This is a genomic window from Pseudomonas sp. Irchel 3A7 (assembly GCF_900187565.1).
In the GTDB taxonomy this organism is placed as follows: Bacteria; Pseudomonadota; Gammaproteobacteria; order Pseudomonadales; family Pseudomonadaceae; genus Aquipseudomonas.
Genome location: NZ_FYED01000018.1, coordinates 1 through 13,008 on the forward strand (window position 1 = coordinate 1; position 13,008 = coordinate 13,008).

Below are 13,008 nucleotides of genomic sequence, written 5' to 3' on the forward strand. Positions count from 1 at the left end.
GGCCCCCAAACAGATCATCTGTGCAGCAATGCGCAAGCTCCTACATTTTGTCTACGCCGTTCTTAAATCGGGCCAGCCATTTGACCCGAATTTTGCGCTTGCCCGATGAGGGACAAGACGGTATCTACACTTGTTTGTCCTGCTCAAAGGCAGCGGATTCACAACAACATCAGGGAGAACCATCATGAGCGTCAAACCTATTCCAGAGGGTTATCACAGCATCACCCCGTACCTGGGCATCGCGAAAGCGGCCGAGGCCATCGACTTTTACAAAAAAGCCTTCAATGCCATCGAAGTCATGCGCCTGGCCATGCCCGATGGCGGCATCGGCCACGCCGAACTGCGCATCGGCGATTGCCCGATCATGCTCGGCACACCGTGCGATCAAGGACCGTTGAGCAATCCGGACCATTCACCATCCGTGGGTCTGCATTTGTATGTGACCGATGTCGACAAGTCTTACAAACAGGCGATTGCCGCCGGCGGCATCGTGGTGTCGGAGGTCAAGGATCAGTTCTATGGCGATCGTTCCGGGACGTTGAAGGATCCCTATGGCCATCTGTGGTTTTTGGCTACGCGCAAGGAGGATCTGACTCAGGAACAGATCGAGCAGCGGGCGAAGGAAATGTTTCAGCAGGGTTGAGTTGTTTAATGCCTGACCGGGCCTCTTCGCGAGCAGGCTCGCTCCCACAAGGGATCTTCGGTGAACACAGCATTTGTGAACACCCTGAATCACCTGTGGGAGCGAGCCTGCTCGCGAAAGCGTAATCACAGGCACCACCTGCCCCCTTGAACACATTTCATGAACAATCACACCACACTTTGCGACTTGTCCTCACGCCCTGCCCCTTTCAGGATGCACACACCCACAACAAGGAGCCCCCCATGTTCACTGGATTCCTGAAAGACCAGCGCTACGTCAACGGTGTGGACATTACTTACCGCATCGGTGGTAGCGGCCCGGGCCTGCTGTTGCTGCACGGTCATCCGCAGACCCACGTCATCTGGCACAAGGTTGCTGAACAACTGGCCGAACACTTCACGGTGATCGCCGCCGACCTGCGCGGTTACGGCGACAGCAGCAAGCCGCCAGCCGACGACCGACACGCCAGTTACTCCAAACGCGAAATGGCCAGGGACGGGGTCGAGCTGATGAAATCCCTCGGTTTCGAGCGTTTCTCGGTGCTGGCCCACGACCGTGGTGCCCGCGTGGCCCATCGCCTGGCGCTGGATCATCCCGATGCCGTGCAACGCATGGTATTGCTCGACATCGCGCCCACCCTGGCGATGTACGCGCAAACCAACGAAGCCTTTGCCCGTGCGTACTGGCACTGGTTCTTCCTGATCCGCCCGGCGCCCTTGCCGGAAACCCTGCTAGAAGCCGACCCCGAAGTCTATCTGCGCAGTGTAATGGGCAGTCGCAGCGCCGGACTCAAACCTTTCACACCCGAGGCCTTCAGTGAATACCTGCGCTGCCTGAAACTGCCGGGGGCCGCCCGTGGCATCTGCGAGGATTACCGCGCCAGCGCCGGCATCGATCTGGACCATGACCGCGCCGACATTGAAGCCGGTCATCAGCTTAATGTGCCCTTGCTGGTATTGTGGGGCGCCGAAGGCACGGTCGGGCGTTGTTTCGAGCCGCTCAGGGAATGGCAGCAGGTCGCCACCGATGTCCGTGGCAAGGCGTTGTCCGCCGGTCATTACATCGCCGAAGAAGTCCCCGAACTGCTGCTCGCCGAAGTGCTGGGTTTTCTGCGCTGACCCCGGTTCCTCGCTGAACTGAACCCTCCTTGCGCGCAGGTCGTCATCGGCCCGCGCGCATTGTCTTGCCCGCGCAAAGATCCTCTTTCGCGAAACACGAAACATTTTCTTTCATATCGGCCTTCGGGATTTCGGATGCTCATCCGTCCTATATAGATGCAGTCCTGTCGCGTAGGCAAAAGCCACGACTGGACCTTTATCGACCTCGCCGCTGCGAAGCCCGTAGCAGAGGCCTTCTCATCGAAACAAGACGCCCAATCATGTCGAAGAAATCCCGTTCCAAAATCTGGTTTCTGGTCCATAGCTGGCTGGCGCTGCCCATCTGGTTTTTCGTCCTGATCGTCTGTGTGACCGGCACCCTGGCGGTGGTCAGCCAGGAAATCGTCTGGCTGGCCAACCCGCAGATGCGTGCCAGCCAGCCCTCGGACGATGCGCCGCGCCTGAACTACGACCAGATCGTCGCCGCGATCAAGAAGGCCGAACCCGACACACTGGTCGAGGGCATCAATCGCCCTGATGAATCACACTTCGCCCTGGACGTGAACGTCAGCTACCCCGACGGTCGTTCACTGACGGTGTATGTCAATCCGTATACCGGTGTCATTCAGGGTCCCGCCCCGCAATTCAATTTCCAGGCATTCACCCGCGCCCTGCACGGTTGGTGGCTGGTGCCGTTCACCAACGGCTACAGCTGGGGCTGGTACCTGGTGTCGTTCCTCAGCCTGCCGATGCTCGCTTCGCTGGTGACCGGGCTGGTGGTGTACAAACGTTTCTGGAAAGGCTTCTTGCGTCCGACCCTGCGCATCCGCCACGGCGCGCGGATTTTCTGGGGCGACTTCCACCGACTCAGCGGCATCTGGTCGATCTGGTTCATCGCGGTGATTTCCATCACCAGTACCTGGTTCCTGATCCAGGCGTTCATGTTCGATAACCAGATTTCCATCTCCACCGCACCGGTCGCCGCCGTGGTCCCGCGCGAAAGCGTGCCGCTCACCGCCGATGGCTCGCCGGCACCGATGATTAGCCTGGAAACGGCGATCCAGCAGGCCAAGGAACGCATCCCTGGCCTCGACGAAAGTTTTGTCAGCCTGCCCGCCAACGCCTTCAGCTACCTGTCGGTGGGCGGACGCAGCTGGTATCCGTTGATGTACCAGACCGCCGACATCAACCCTTACACCGGCGAAATCGCCGCCACACGCCTGCTGTCGGACCGTTCGGGGCTGGAGTTCGTCACCGAGTCCATGCGCCCGCTGCATACCGGTGATTTCGGCGGGATCTGGATCAAGTTGATCTGGTTCTTCTTCGGCCTGCTGCTGAGCATGATGGTGCTCAGCGGCCTGTTGATCTGGACCAAGCGCACCGCCCTGGCCACGGCCAACGCCCTCAAGCGCAGTAACAAACGCCCACGCAGCGAGCGTGTTTCGGCCACCAGCGGTCAAGCCACGGAGGTCAGCCAATGAGCCTGTTCGCTGCGGAACAACCGACTTCGAAACTGAGCCGTTTCTGGCACAAATGGCGTTTCCACATCAACATTTTGCTGTTGCTGATACCGCTTGGCTTCATGCCCAAATACTTCGCCGACGCCGCACTTTTCCGCGGTGACACCGGCCTGGGCGAAAGGGAAATCGGTGAAGTCCAGGTCGGCCCGTGGAGCGTGCGTCTGGCGGAATTGCGCAACGAAGCCCCCCTGCTCGATGGCCCCGCCGGCTACATGAAGAGCTTCAACGCAGCGCTGTGTGACAGCTGCCGCGAGCACGTCAAAGCCACTTACCTGCGCATCGGCAAACCCCGCAGCCTGCGCGCCGCCGGGGTGATTTTCTTTGGCACGCCGTACCGCATGGGCGCCATGTTGCCGGTCCCGGAAAAGACCAAGGCCGACGCCGAACTGTGGATAACCATGGAAGGCTGGGACGGCTCCATGCATCAGGCATCCATTCCTCTGGGCCAGGCGTCCCCCGCCACCCTCGCCTGGTTGAATTCACAAGGAGGCAAACCATGATCAACCTTATTCGCCCTCTGCGCGCTGCATTACTGGTGCTCTGTGCCGGCTTCAGCGTCAGCGCCCTGGCCCACAACCCGATGTGCGAATGCAAGGCCATCGACGCCGAGCAGATCAAATGCACAGGCGGTTTCTCCGACGGTAGCGGTGCGCCGGGCGTGACCCTGGACGTGATCGGCTACGACGAAACCATTCTCGTGCCGGGCAAGCTCGGTGCCGACTCGACCCTGACGTTCAAGAAGCCCGGCGCCGAGTTCTATGTGCTGTTCGACGCCGGCCCTGGCCACGTGGTCGAGATCGACCAAGCGGACATCGACGCGCCATGAGCAACCCCACCACGCAAATCGTCCGCCCGGCCGGTGCCGGCCATGAAACCCTCAATGTACTGCTGTTGTGCCTGATGATCCTGGCAATTGCCGGTTCGGTGGTTGCCTGGCGCCACGCCCCCCAGGACGTGAGCACCGTGAGCAGCCATCAACTGGATGCCCGCCGCGACCTGAGCGCTTCCGAGCAAGGTATCTACGCCGATCTGCGCGTGACCCTGGACGAGATTCATCTGTTGCGCCAGGAACAGCAAACCTTGCCGAGCCCTGAAGCCCTTGCCGATGAAGGCTTTGCACCGTTCGCCCAGGACGCCAGCTCGGTGAGTCGTGGCGGTCATGCCTGGCAGTTGCTGGCGGACAAGGCCTACATCGGCCAGAGCCAGACGCCGACCGTCGCCGGTTCGTTTCTGATGCGCCTGACCGCCGGCGATGATGCGCCGGACATCTGGCTCAACCGCGCCACTGGCATCAAAGCCCCTGCCGACCTCACCGATGCCGCCCTCGAAAGCGCCGGCTGGCAGCAGATCGTCGCGCAATTCGATGCCGGCGTAACCCGCCAGCACCGGCACTGAACCCTCGCCTTCACCCGAGAGAAGACTGCTTTCCCATGCCCATTTCATCTCTACGCTCTGTTCTGCGCCTGGCACTGGTCGGCCTGTTGGCCTGCCTGCTGACACCCCTGGCCAGCGCCGACGAAGCCAAGCGCTTGCGCATCGGCATCACCCTGCACCCGTATTACAGCTACGTGGCCAACATCGTCGGCGACAAGGCCGAAGTGGTGCCGCTGATTCCGGCCGGTTTCAATCCCCACGCCTACGAACCACGGGCCGAGGACATCAAGCGCATCAGCGGGCTGGATGTGATCGTACTCAACGGCGTCGGCCATGACGACTTCGCCGACCGCATGATCGCCGCCAGCGAAACCCCCAACGTCAAGGTCATCGAAGCCAACGAAAACGTGCCGTTGCTGGCGGCCACCGGCGTTGCCGCGCGCGGCGCCGGCAAGGTGGTCAATCCGCACACCTTCCTGTCGATCAGCGCCTCGATTGCCCAGGTCAACAACATCGCCCGGGAACTGGGCAAGATCGATCCGGCCAACGCCAAGACCTACACCGAAAACGCCCGCGCCTATGGCAAACGCCTGCGCAAGATGCGCGCCGACGCCCTGGCCAAACTGACCCAGGCGCCAAACGCCGAACTGCGCGTGGCCACGGTGCACGCGGCCTACGACTACTTGCTGAGGGAATTCGGCCTGGAAGTCACCGCTGTGGTCGAACCGGCCCACGGTATCGAGCCGAGCCCGAGCCAACTGAAGAAGACCATCGACCAACTGCGGGAGCTGGACGTGAAGGTGATCTTCTCGGAGATGGATTTCCCGTCCTCCTACGTCGACACCATCCAGCGTGAGTCCGGGGTGAAGCTGTACCCGCTGTCGCACATTTCCTACGGCGAGTACACCGCCGACAAGTATGAAAAGGAAATGACCGGCAACCTCAACACCGTGGTGCGGGCGATTCAGGAGTCAGGCGCATGACCTCAAAAGAAGTCGAGTTCCCTGTGGGAGCGAGCCTGCTCGCGAAGGCGTCCGGCCAGACGCCATCATCGTTGAATGGCACACTGCATCCGCGAGCCGGCTCGCTCCCACAAGGCTCGGGGCCGACCCTGGATTTTGCGGACGTCAGCCTGACCCTCGGCCGCACGACGATCCTCGATAAAGTCACCTTTCAAGTACGCCCCGGCAGCGTGCATGCGCTGGTCGGCCCCAACGGCGGTGGCAAGAGCTCACTGATCAAGACCCTGCTCGGGCAGATGCCGCATCAGGGCCGCTTGAGCCTGCAATGGCCAGGTGAGCCAGGCACCATCGGCTACGTGCCTCAGGCACTGGAGTTCGACCGCGGCCTGCCGATGACCGTTGACGATTTCATGGCTGCCATGTGTCAGCGGCGCCCGGCATTCCTTGGGTTGAGCAAGCACTACGCGGCGGCGATTGGCGAGGCCCTGGAACGGGTCGGCATGCAGGACAAGCGCAAGCGTCGCATGGGCGCGTTGTCCGGTGGCGAGCGCCAGCGGGTGTTACTGGCGCAAGGACTGATTCCGGCACCGCAGTTGCTGGTGCTGGATGAACCGATGTCGGCCCTCGATGAGGCCGGCATCCAGGTGTTCGAACGCTTGCTCGCCGACTGGCGAACGGCGGGCATCACCGTGTTGTGGATCGAGCACGATCTGGAAGCGGTCGGGCGTCTGGCGGACCACGTCACCGGGCTCAACCGTCGGGTGCTGTTCGACGCCACGCCGCAACAGGCACTGACACCCGAGCGCCTGCTGACGCTGTTTTCGACCCATCCACGGAGCCTTGCCTGATGAGTTACGAAGCCTTTCGTTTGATGGTGCAGGGCTGGGCCTCGTCGGGTTACCTGCCCGAGGCGCTGGCTTACGGATTTGTGGTCAACGCCCTGCTCGCCGGACTGTTGATTGGCCCGGTGCTGGGCGGGTTGGGTACGCTGGTGGTGGTCAAGCGCTTCGCGTTTTTCTCCGAAGCCGTAGGCCACGCGGCGCTGACCGGCGTGGCCATCGGCATCCTGCTCGGCGAACCCTACACCGGCCCCTACGGCAGCCTGTTCGGCTACTGCCTGCTGTTCGGCATCCTGCTCAATTACCTGCGTAACCGCACCGGTCTGGCGCCGGATACGTTGATTGGCGTGTTCCTCTCGGTGTCGCTGGCACTGGGGGCGAGCCTGCTGCTGATTCTGGCGGGCAAGATCAACGTGCACATTCTGGAAAACGTGCTGTTCGGTTCGGTGCTGACGGTCAACGGCAATGACCTGCTGGTGCTGGCCATCGTCGGCTCGTTGGTCATGGCCCTGGCCCTGCCGTTGTACAACAGCATCATGCTCGCCAGTTTCAACCCGCAACTGGCGGCAGTGCGCGGGGTGGCGGTAAAAACGCTGGATTATCTGTTCGTGGTCCTGGTGACTCTGATCACCGTCGCCGCGGTGAAAGTCATCGGCGCGATTCTGGTGGGTGCCCTGCTGGTGATTCCGGCGGCGGCAGCTCGTCTGCTCAGCCAGTCGCTGAAGGGCTTTTTCTGGTGCTCGGTATTGATCGCCACGGTGAGCACGTTGTGCGGAATACTCGCGCCCATCGTCTTCGACCTGCCGATTCCGTCCGGTGCCGCGATCATTCTGGTGGCCGGTATCGCCTTCGCCCTGGCCGCCATCGCGCGCGGCGTTGTCCCCAGCCTGAAAGGGAACCTTGGATAAATGTCATTTTCTCTGCGACAACTGACCCTGGCCGTCGCCCTGTGCGGCCTGGCCAATGCTGCCTGTGCGGCGGACGGCGCCAAACCGTTGCGCGTGCTGGCATCCTTGCCGATCACTTACGGGTTGGGCGAGGTGCTGCTCAAGGGCACCGACATCAGCCTCGAACGCGCGGCGCCGGCGAACTTGCCCGGTAGCCGTCAGACCGCGTACTTCACCGGTCGTGGCGCGCCAGCGCTGGCCAAACTGGCAAACGATGCCGATGCGGTGATCGGTCTGCGCTCACTGTGGGCCGATGACCCGCTGTACCCGATCTCCCGCCGCAGCAACATCCGCATCGTCGAAGTCGACGCCGCCCGCCCGGTGGACGGCGCCCTGCCCGGCATCGCCGTGCAGCCAGACAACAAGGTCGATGGCTTGAACAGCCAGCCGTGGCTGGCCAGCAACAACATGGGGCGCATGGCCGATGTGATGGCGGCAGACCTGGTACGCCTGGCGCCCGCGGCCAAGCCTGCGATTGAAGCGAATCTGGCCGCACTCAAGCAGCGCTTGCTCAAACTCAGCGCCGACAGTGAAGCGCGCCTGGCCGCCGCGGACAACCTCAGCGTGATGAGCCTGAGCGATCACTTCGGTTATCTGATCGGTGGTCTCAATCTGGAACTGGTTGGTCTCGATGCACGACCGGATGCCGAGTGGACACCGGAGGCGCTCAAGGCGTTGGGTGCGACACTCAAAGACAATGACGTAGCGGTGGTGTTGCATCATCGCCAGCCTTCGGACGCAGTGAAAACCGCGATCACCGAAGCCGGGAGCCGGTTGGTGGTGTTGAGTACCGATGCCGAGGATCCAGTGGCAGAGCTGGAGGGGAATGTGGATTTGGTGATCAAGGGGTTGAGTGGGGCGTGAGGTCAGGTGGACCGTGTTATGGCTTTTCGCGAGCAGGCTCGCTCCCACAGTTGACCGTGTTGTTCGAAGGCTTTGTGCCCGCCGTATATCCCTTGTGGGAGCGAGCCCGCTCGCGAAAGCGGTGGGTCTGACACGTTGATGCCGGATGCGCCGACGTCTTCGCGAGCAGGCTCGCGCCCACAGGAAACCGGGCAACATCGATAGCGCACATGAAAAAGCCCGCTGACCGTTACCGGTTCAGCGGGCTTTTCATAGACGCGGTCGATCAGTGCGCCACAGCCGCCTGCTCATCCATCTTCTGCCGCAAACTCAGCGGACGCATGTCAGTCCAGGTTTCTTCGATGTAAGCCAGGCAGTCCTTTTTCAACCCGCTTTTGCCCACGGCGCGCCAGCCTTCCGGCACGGCTTTGTAGTCAGGCCAGATCGAGTATTGCTCTTCGTGGTTGACCACGACCTGAAAGAGGATGTCCTCACGGTCGAATACTGACGTCATGCTGTTTCTCCATCACTGTAGGGTGGGCTGCACGCCGCGCGCAGCCGGTATGTAGAAGGAACGTTCCAGACTCTGGAAAATTTAGAGACTGGCGGTAGCCGCGGCCAATGCCCGGCCGAAAATCTCGGCGACCTCGTCGATTTGCGCAGCAGTAATCACCAGCGGCGGCAGGAACCGCACCACGCCACCCTGCCGACCGCCCAGTTCAAGTATCAAGCCGCGCTTGAGGCATTCGCGCTGCACCAGCGGTGCCAGGCGCGCGAACACTGGCGGATGGCCCAAGGCATCCAGTGCGCCGGTCGGGTCGACCAGTTCGACGCCAAGCATCAGACCACGACCGCGAATGTCACCCAGTTGCGGATAGTCCCGCTGCAGGATGCGCAAATGCTCGCTCAGGCGCTCACCCATGGCGGTGGCGTGTTCGCAGACCTTGTGCTCGGTCAGGTAGCGCATGACCGCGGAACCGGCGGCCATGGCCATCTGGTTGCCACGGAAGGTCCCGGCATGGGCGCCCGGCAGCCAGGTGTCGAGCCAGTCGCGATACACCACCACCGCCAGCGGCAGGCTGCCGCCGATGGCTTTGGACATCACCACCACGTCCGGAACGATCCCGGCATGTTCGAAGGCAAACATCTTGCCGGTGCGGGCGAAACCGCTCTGAATCTCGTCGACGATCAATGCCACACCGGCCTTTTCGGTGATCCGCCGCAGACCGCGCAGCCAGTCCAGATCGGCCGGGATCACCCCACCCTCGCCCTGCACCACTTCAACAATCACCGCCGCCGGCAATTGCACACCGGCCTCGGGATCGTTGAGCAGGTTTTCCAGGTAATTCAGGTTGGCCTTCACCCCTTGCGCACCGCCCAGTCCGAACGGGCAGCGGTAATCGTAGGGGTACGGCATGAACTGCACACCATTACTGAGCAAGGCACCCAAAGGCTTTTTCGGCCCCAGGCTGCCCATCAGGCTCAGCGCGCCCTGACTCATGCCGTGATATCCGCCCTGGAACGACAACACGGTGCTGCGACCGGTGGCCGTGCGCACCAGCTTGAGGGCCGCTTCAACCGCATCGGTGCCGGTGGGGCCGCAGAACTGGATCTTCGCTTGCGCGGCCAGTGCCGGTGGCAACAGACCGAACAGGTCCTGCACGAACCGGTCCTTGACCGGCGTGGTCAGGTCCAGCGTGTGCAGCGGCAATTCGTCGGTCAGCACTTGCTGGATGGCTTCGATCACCACTGGATGGTTATGCCCCAGGGCCAAAGTCCCGGCACCGGCCAGACAATCGATGAAGCGGCGGCCTTCAACGTCTTCGACATGGATACCCTTGGCACGCTTGAGCGCCAGGGGAATGCGTCGCGGGTAACTACGGGCATTGGATTCCTGCTGGCTCTGTCGGGCCAGCAACGGTGATTCGTTGAACTGGTAAAGCGTCTCGGTCGGGGCGACCCGGGCCGGCTGATCTTCGATAAGGCTGGTGGCGACTGACATCTCTGGACCTCAAAAAGGTTTTCCTGTTCTGGAAACGCATCAGCGGCCCAAGGATTTACACCCTCGATCAGCTTTTGATGAGGCAGATGTCAGGCCCTTGTGCATGGGGATGGCCCGCAGCCCTGCGACCATGAAGGCTCGGGCGCAGGGCTGATAGCCCAGATGCCGGTAGAACGATTCGCTGGTGCGGGTGCTGTTGAGTCGTGCCTGATGCAGGCCCAGACCGATCAGCCAGCCTTCGAGATCCCGCACCAGCGCTTGCCCGGCACCGCGGCGAAACCATTCCGGTTGCACATAACAGAACGCCACCTTGCCGCTGATCGAGGCCATGGCGACGCCAACCGGCTTGTCGTGCAACAGGGCGATGTTCAGGTACAGCCGCGGGTCGGTGAGCCAGGACTGGATATGTTCGATGCTCTTGTTGTGGGTCCAGGTGGCGACGGTTTGCGGGTGGTTGCGGTGGTCGCGGGCGCAACCGACGCGAATGGAGCGCTCGATGATGCGGCTGATAATACCGGCGTCGGCCGGGGTCGCCTTGCGGGTCTGAATCGGTTCGTCCATGGCGCAGTTACCTCAATCCGTTGAGTGCGAGGAACGATAGTCCTGTGAGGTCCGGGCGGCCAATGGAGAGAGGTTACTTTTGATGTGCAACACAACACCCACTGTGGGAGCGAGCCTGCTCGCGAAAGCGTTCCGTCAGTCAGATCAATACTGAATGTGCTGCCGTCTTCGCGAGCAGGCTCGCTCCCACAAGGAGTGTCGAAGTACTTTTTTAGACCGGCTGCAACGGCATGCTCAGCTCAACCCGCAACCCATCCGGCCGGCTATCGAAACGCAAGGTGCAGCCGCAGCGCTGGACGATGGCCTGGACAATCGCCAGGCCGAGGCCGCAACCGGTGCTCTGGCCGTTGCGCCAGAACCGCTGGGTCAAATGTTGCAGGTCGTCTTCGGCAATACCCGGTCCGTGGTCGCGCACCACAAACTGCACACGGTTGCCGGTGGTTTGCAGGCTCAGTTCCACCGGCCCGTCGCCGGGTGTGTGGCGCAGGGCATTGTCCAGCAGATTGCGCAGCGCGGCGATCGACAGCACCGCGGGCATCTGCACCGGAGCGTGGGAGAACCTGGCCGGCACCTCGAATCTGATGCGCTGGCGATCACCGCCGGCCGTGTCCTGGATTGCCAGTTTCGCCACTTGTTCGGCGCTGCACTGCACGCCGTCATCGAACGACAGGCTGCCTTCGACCCGCGCCAGCAACAGCAATTGTTCGAGCGTCCGGTGCAGACGGTCGGCCCCCTCCTCGGCCCGGGCCAGAGATTGATCCCGGGCCGCGCCATCGGTCATGCGCGCCACTTGCAGGTGGGTCTTGATGGCGGTCAGCGGGCTGCGCAATTCGTGGGCGGCATCACCGGTGAGCCGGCGTTCGCGCTCGATGGTCTTGCCGATTCGCTGGAACAGCTGATTCTGCGTGTCGAGCAAGGGTTGCAGCTCGCTGGGCAACGGCTGGACCTGCAAGGGCTCCAGGGAATCGGCGCTACGGCGCATCAAGGCATCGCGCATGCGGTTGAGCGGCGCCAGCCCTTGGCCGATCCCCAGCCACAGCAGACACAAACAACCCAATAGCGCTACACCCACCGGCACCGAGGCCGCCAGCAGGATCGACATGTTCAGGGCTTCCCGCTCGATCTGCCGATCCGCCGTGGTGATGCGTAAATCACCGCGAGCGAGGGTGAAACTGCGCCACGGCGCGCCATCGATCATTTGATCGTGGAAGCCCATTTTTTCAGCTTCCAGGGTTTGCCCCGGATCGCTGTGACTGCGGGCGAGGATCTCCCCGCGCAACGAGCTGACCTGACAGGCCATGCCACCAGGGAGATTCAGTTGTTCAGCACTGAAATGGGTGCCCTCGCCCTTGCTCGGCACCGGCGGCAATTGTTCCATCAGCCCGGCGACCATGCGCGCCGAGGCCACCAGACGCTGGTCGAGGGAAAACATCATCTGATTGCGCAGGTCACTGAGCATCCAGGCCGCCGCCAGCGCCCAGATCAGCGCGAACGCGCCGCCGAGGGTCAGGCTCAGGCGCAAACGCAGACTCATCACTTCGATTGTTCTCCGCCATCGGCCGGACCCAGGCGGTAGCCCAGGCCGCGCACTGTCTCGACGATGCCATTGCCAAGCTTGCGCCGCAGGTGATGGATATGCACGTTGAGGGCGTTGCTCTCCAGCTCGTCGTTGAAACCGTAGACGCTGTCTTTCAATTGTTCGGTGGACAGCACGCGGCCACGGTTATGCAGCAGGGCCTGCAACAGCGACTGTTCGCGGCGCGACAGATCCACCGGCTGGCCGGCGAGCGTGGTTTCGCGACTGCTCGGATCGTACGTCAGCGCGCCATGCTCGATCAGGTTGACGCTGCGCCCCGCCACCCGTCGCAACAGGGTGTGCAGGCGCGCGGCCAATTCGCGCAGATCGAAGGGTTTGAGCAGATAGTCGTCGGCACCGGCCTGCAAACCGTCGACACGGTCGGTGACCGAGTCCCGCGCCGTGAGGATCAGCACCGGCAGCTCCAGGCCGTTGTGGCGCAACTGCTGTAGCAACTTCAGACCGTCTTCATCGGGCAGGCCGAGGTCGAGCACCATCACGTCGAACTCCGCCACCTTGAGCATCGCCCGGGCCGCGGACGCCGTGGCCACGTGCTCCACGGTCAGGCCCTGGGCGGTCAGGCCGGCGACGATGCCGCTGGCGATCAACTCATCGTCTTCGCAAACCAGTACGTGCATAGGGAG

15 protein-coding genes are annotated in these 13,008 nt (G+C 62.4%); 10 read left to right on the plus strand and 5 right to left on the minus strand.

Annotation, left to right across the window (positions count from 1 at the left end; genetic code table 11):
- Window positions 1-184 precede the first annotated feature (184 nt).
- From CKW21_RS25865 to CKW21_RS25910, 10 genes are all read left to right on the plus strand, one after another.
- On the plus strand, window positions 185-643 hold the full coding sequence (locus CKW21_RS25865) for a VOC family protein (protein ID WP_095196709.1): 459 nt from the start codon (window positions 185-187) through the stop codon (window positions 641-643).
- Between the two features lie 242 nt (window positions 644-885).
- Complete coding sequence (locus tag CKW21_RS25870; RefSeq protein ID WP_095196710.1) at window positions 886-1,761, plus strand: alpha/beta fold hydrolase; 876 nt, start codon at window positions 886-888, stop codon at window positions 1,759-1,761.
- Window positions 1,762-2,021: 260 nt separating this feature from the next.
- Window positions 2,022-3,221, plus strand: a complete 1,200-nt coding sequence (locus tag CKW21_RS25875) for a PepSY domain-containing protein (RefSeq protein WP_095196711.1) — start codon at window positions 2,022-2,024, stop codon at window positions 3,219-3,221.
- The gene (locus CKW21_RS25880) at window positions 3,218-3,760 is read left to right on the plus strand and encodes a thiamine pyrophosphate-binding protein (RefSeq protein ID WP_095196712.1); all 543 of its coding nucleotides are present in this window, start codon (window positions 3,218-3,220) and stop codon (window positions 3,758-3,760) included. Before CKW21_RS25875 ends, CKW21_RS25880 begins: the two co-directional genes overlap by 4 nt.
- Complete coding sequence (locus tag CKW21_RS25885; protein ID WP_095196713.1) at window positions 3,757-4,086, plus strand: hypothetical protein; 330 nt, start codon at window positions 3,757-3,759, stop codon at window positions 4,084-4,086. Before CKW21_RS25880 ends, CKW21_RS25885 begins: the two co-directional genes overlap by 4 nt.
- Window positions 4,083-4,655: a DUF6162 family protein gene (locus tag CKW21_RS25890; protein WP_095196714.1), complete on the plus strand. Its 573-nt coding sequence runs from the start codon at window positions 4,083-4,085 to the stop codon at window positions 4,653-4,655. The genes CKW21_RS25885 and CKW21_RS25890 overlap by 4 nt, the downstream gene beginning before the upstream one ends.
- Window positions 4,656-4,690: 35 nt before the next feature.
- Window positions 4,691-5,617, plus strand: coding sequence for a metal ABC transporter substrate-binding protein (locus CKW21_RS25895; protein ID WP_095196715.1), 927 nt, complete (start codon window positions 4,691-4,693; stop codon window positions 5,615-5,617).
- Complete coding sequence (locus CKW21_RS25900; RefSeq protein ID WP_095196716.1) at window positions 5,614-6,444, plus strand: metal ABC transporter ATP-binding protein; 831 nt, start codon at window positions 5,614-5,616, stop codon at window positions 6,442-6,444. The genes CKW21_RS25895 and CKW21_RS25900 overlap by 4 nt, the downstream gene beginning before the upstream one ends.
- Complete coding sequence (locus tag CKW21_RS25905) at window positions 6,444-7,343, plus strand: metal ABC transporter permease (protein WP_095196717.1); 900 nt, start codon at window positions 6,444-6,446, stop codon at window positions 7,341-7,343. The genes CKW21_RS25900 and CKW21_RS25905 overlap by 1 nt, the downstream gene beginning before the upstream one ends.
- Window positions 7,344-8,246 carry a metal ABC transporter solute-binding protein, Zn/Mn family gene (locus CKW21_RS25910; RefSeq protein ID WP_095196718.1) on the plus strand — a complete coding sequence of 301 codons (903 nt, stop codon included), beginning with the start codon at window positions 7,344-7,346 and terminating at the stop codon, window positions 8,244-8,246. It abuts the gene before it with no gap.
- A gap of 265 nt (window positions 8,247-8,511) precedes the next feature.
- Here CKW21_RS25910 and CKW21_RS25915 read toward each other — a convergent pair whose 3' ends face one another.
- The 5 genes from CKW21_RS25915 to CKW21_RS25935 form a co-directional block, all read right to left on the minus strand.
- Complete coding sequence (locus CKW21_RS25915; RefSeq protein ID WP_095196719.1) at window positions 8,512-8,739, minus strand: MbtH family protein; 228 nt, start codon at window positions 8,737-8,739, stop codon at window positions 8,512-8,514.
- A gap of 81 nt (window positions 8,740-8,820) precedes the next feature.
- Window positions 8,821-10,227: an aspartate aminotransferase family protein gene (locus CKW21_RS25920; protein ID WP_095196720.1), complete on the minus strand. Its 1,407-nt coding sequence runs from the start codon at window positions 10,225-10,227 to the stop codon at window positions 8,821-8,823.
- Between the two features lie 39 nt (window positions 10,228-10,266).
- A complete protein-coding gene (locus tag CKW21_RS25925) occupies window positions 10,267-10,788 on the minus strand; it encodes a GNAT family N-acetyltransferase (protein WP_095196721.1) in 522 nt (173 codons plus the stop codon).
- 211 nt (window positions 10,789-10,999) lie between these two features.
- Window positions 11,000-12,325 (minus strand): ATP-binding protein, encoded by a 1,326-nt coding sequence (locus CKW21_RS25930; RefSeq protein ID WP_095196722.1) that lies wholly within the window; start codon window positions 12,323-12,325, stop codon window positions 11,000-11,002.
- The gene (locus CKW21_RS25935) at window positions 12,322-13,002 is read right to left on the minus strand and encodes a response regulator (protein ID WP_095196723.1); all 681 of its coding nucleotides are present in this window, start codon (window positions 13,000-13,002) and stop codon (window positions 12,322-12,324) included. Before CKW21_RS25935 ends, CKW21_RS25930 begins: the two co-directional genes overlap by 4 nt.
- Window positions 13,003-13,008 lie beyond the last annotated feature (6 nt).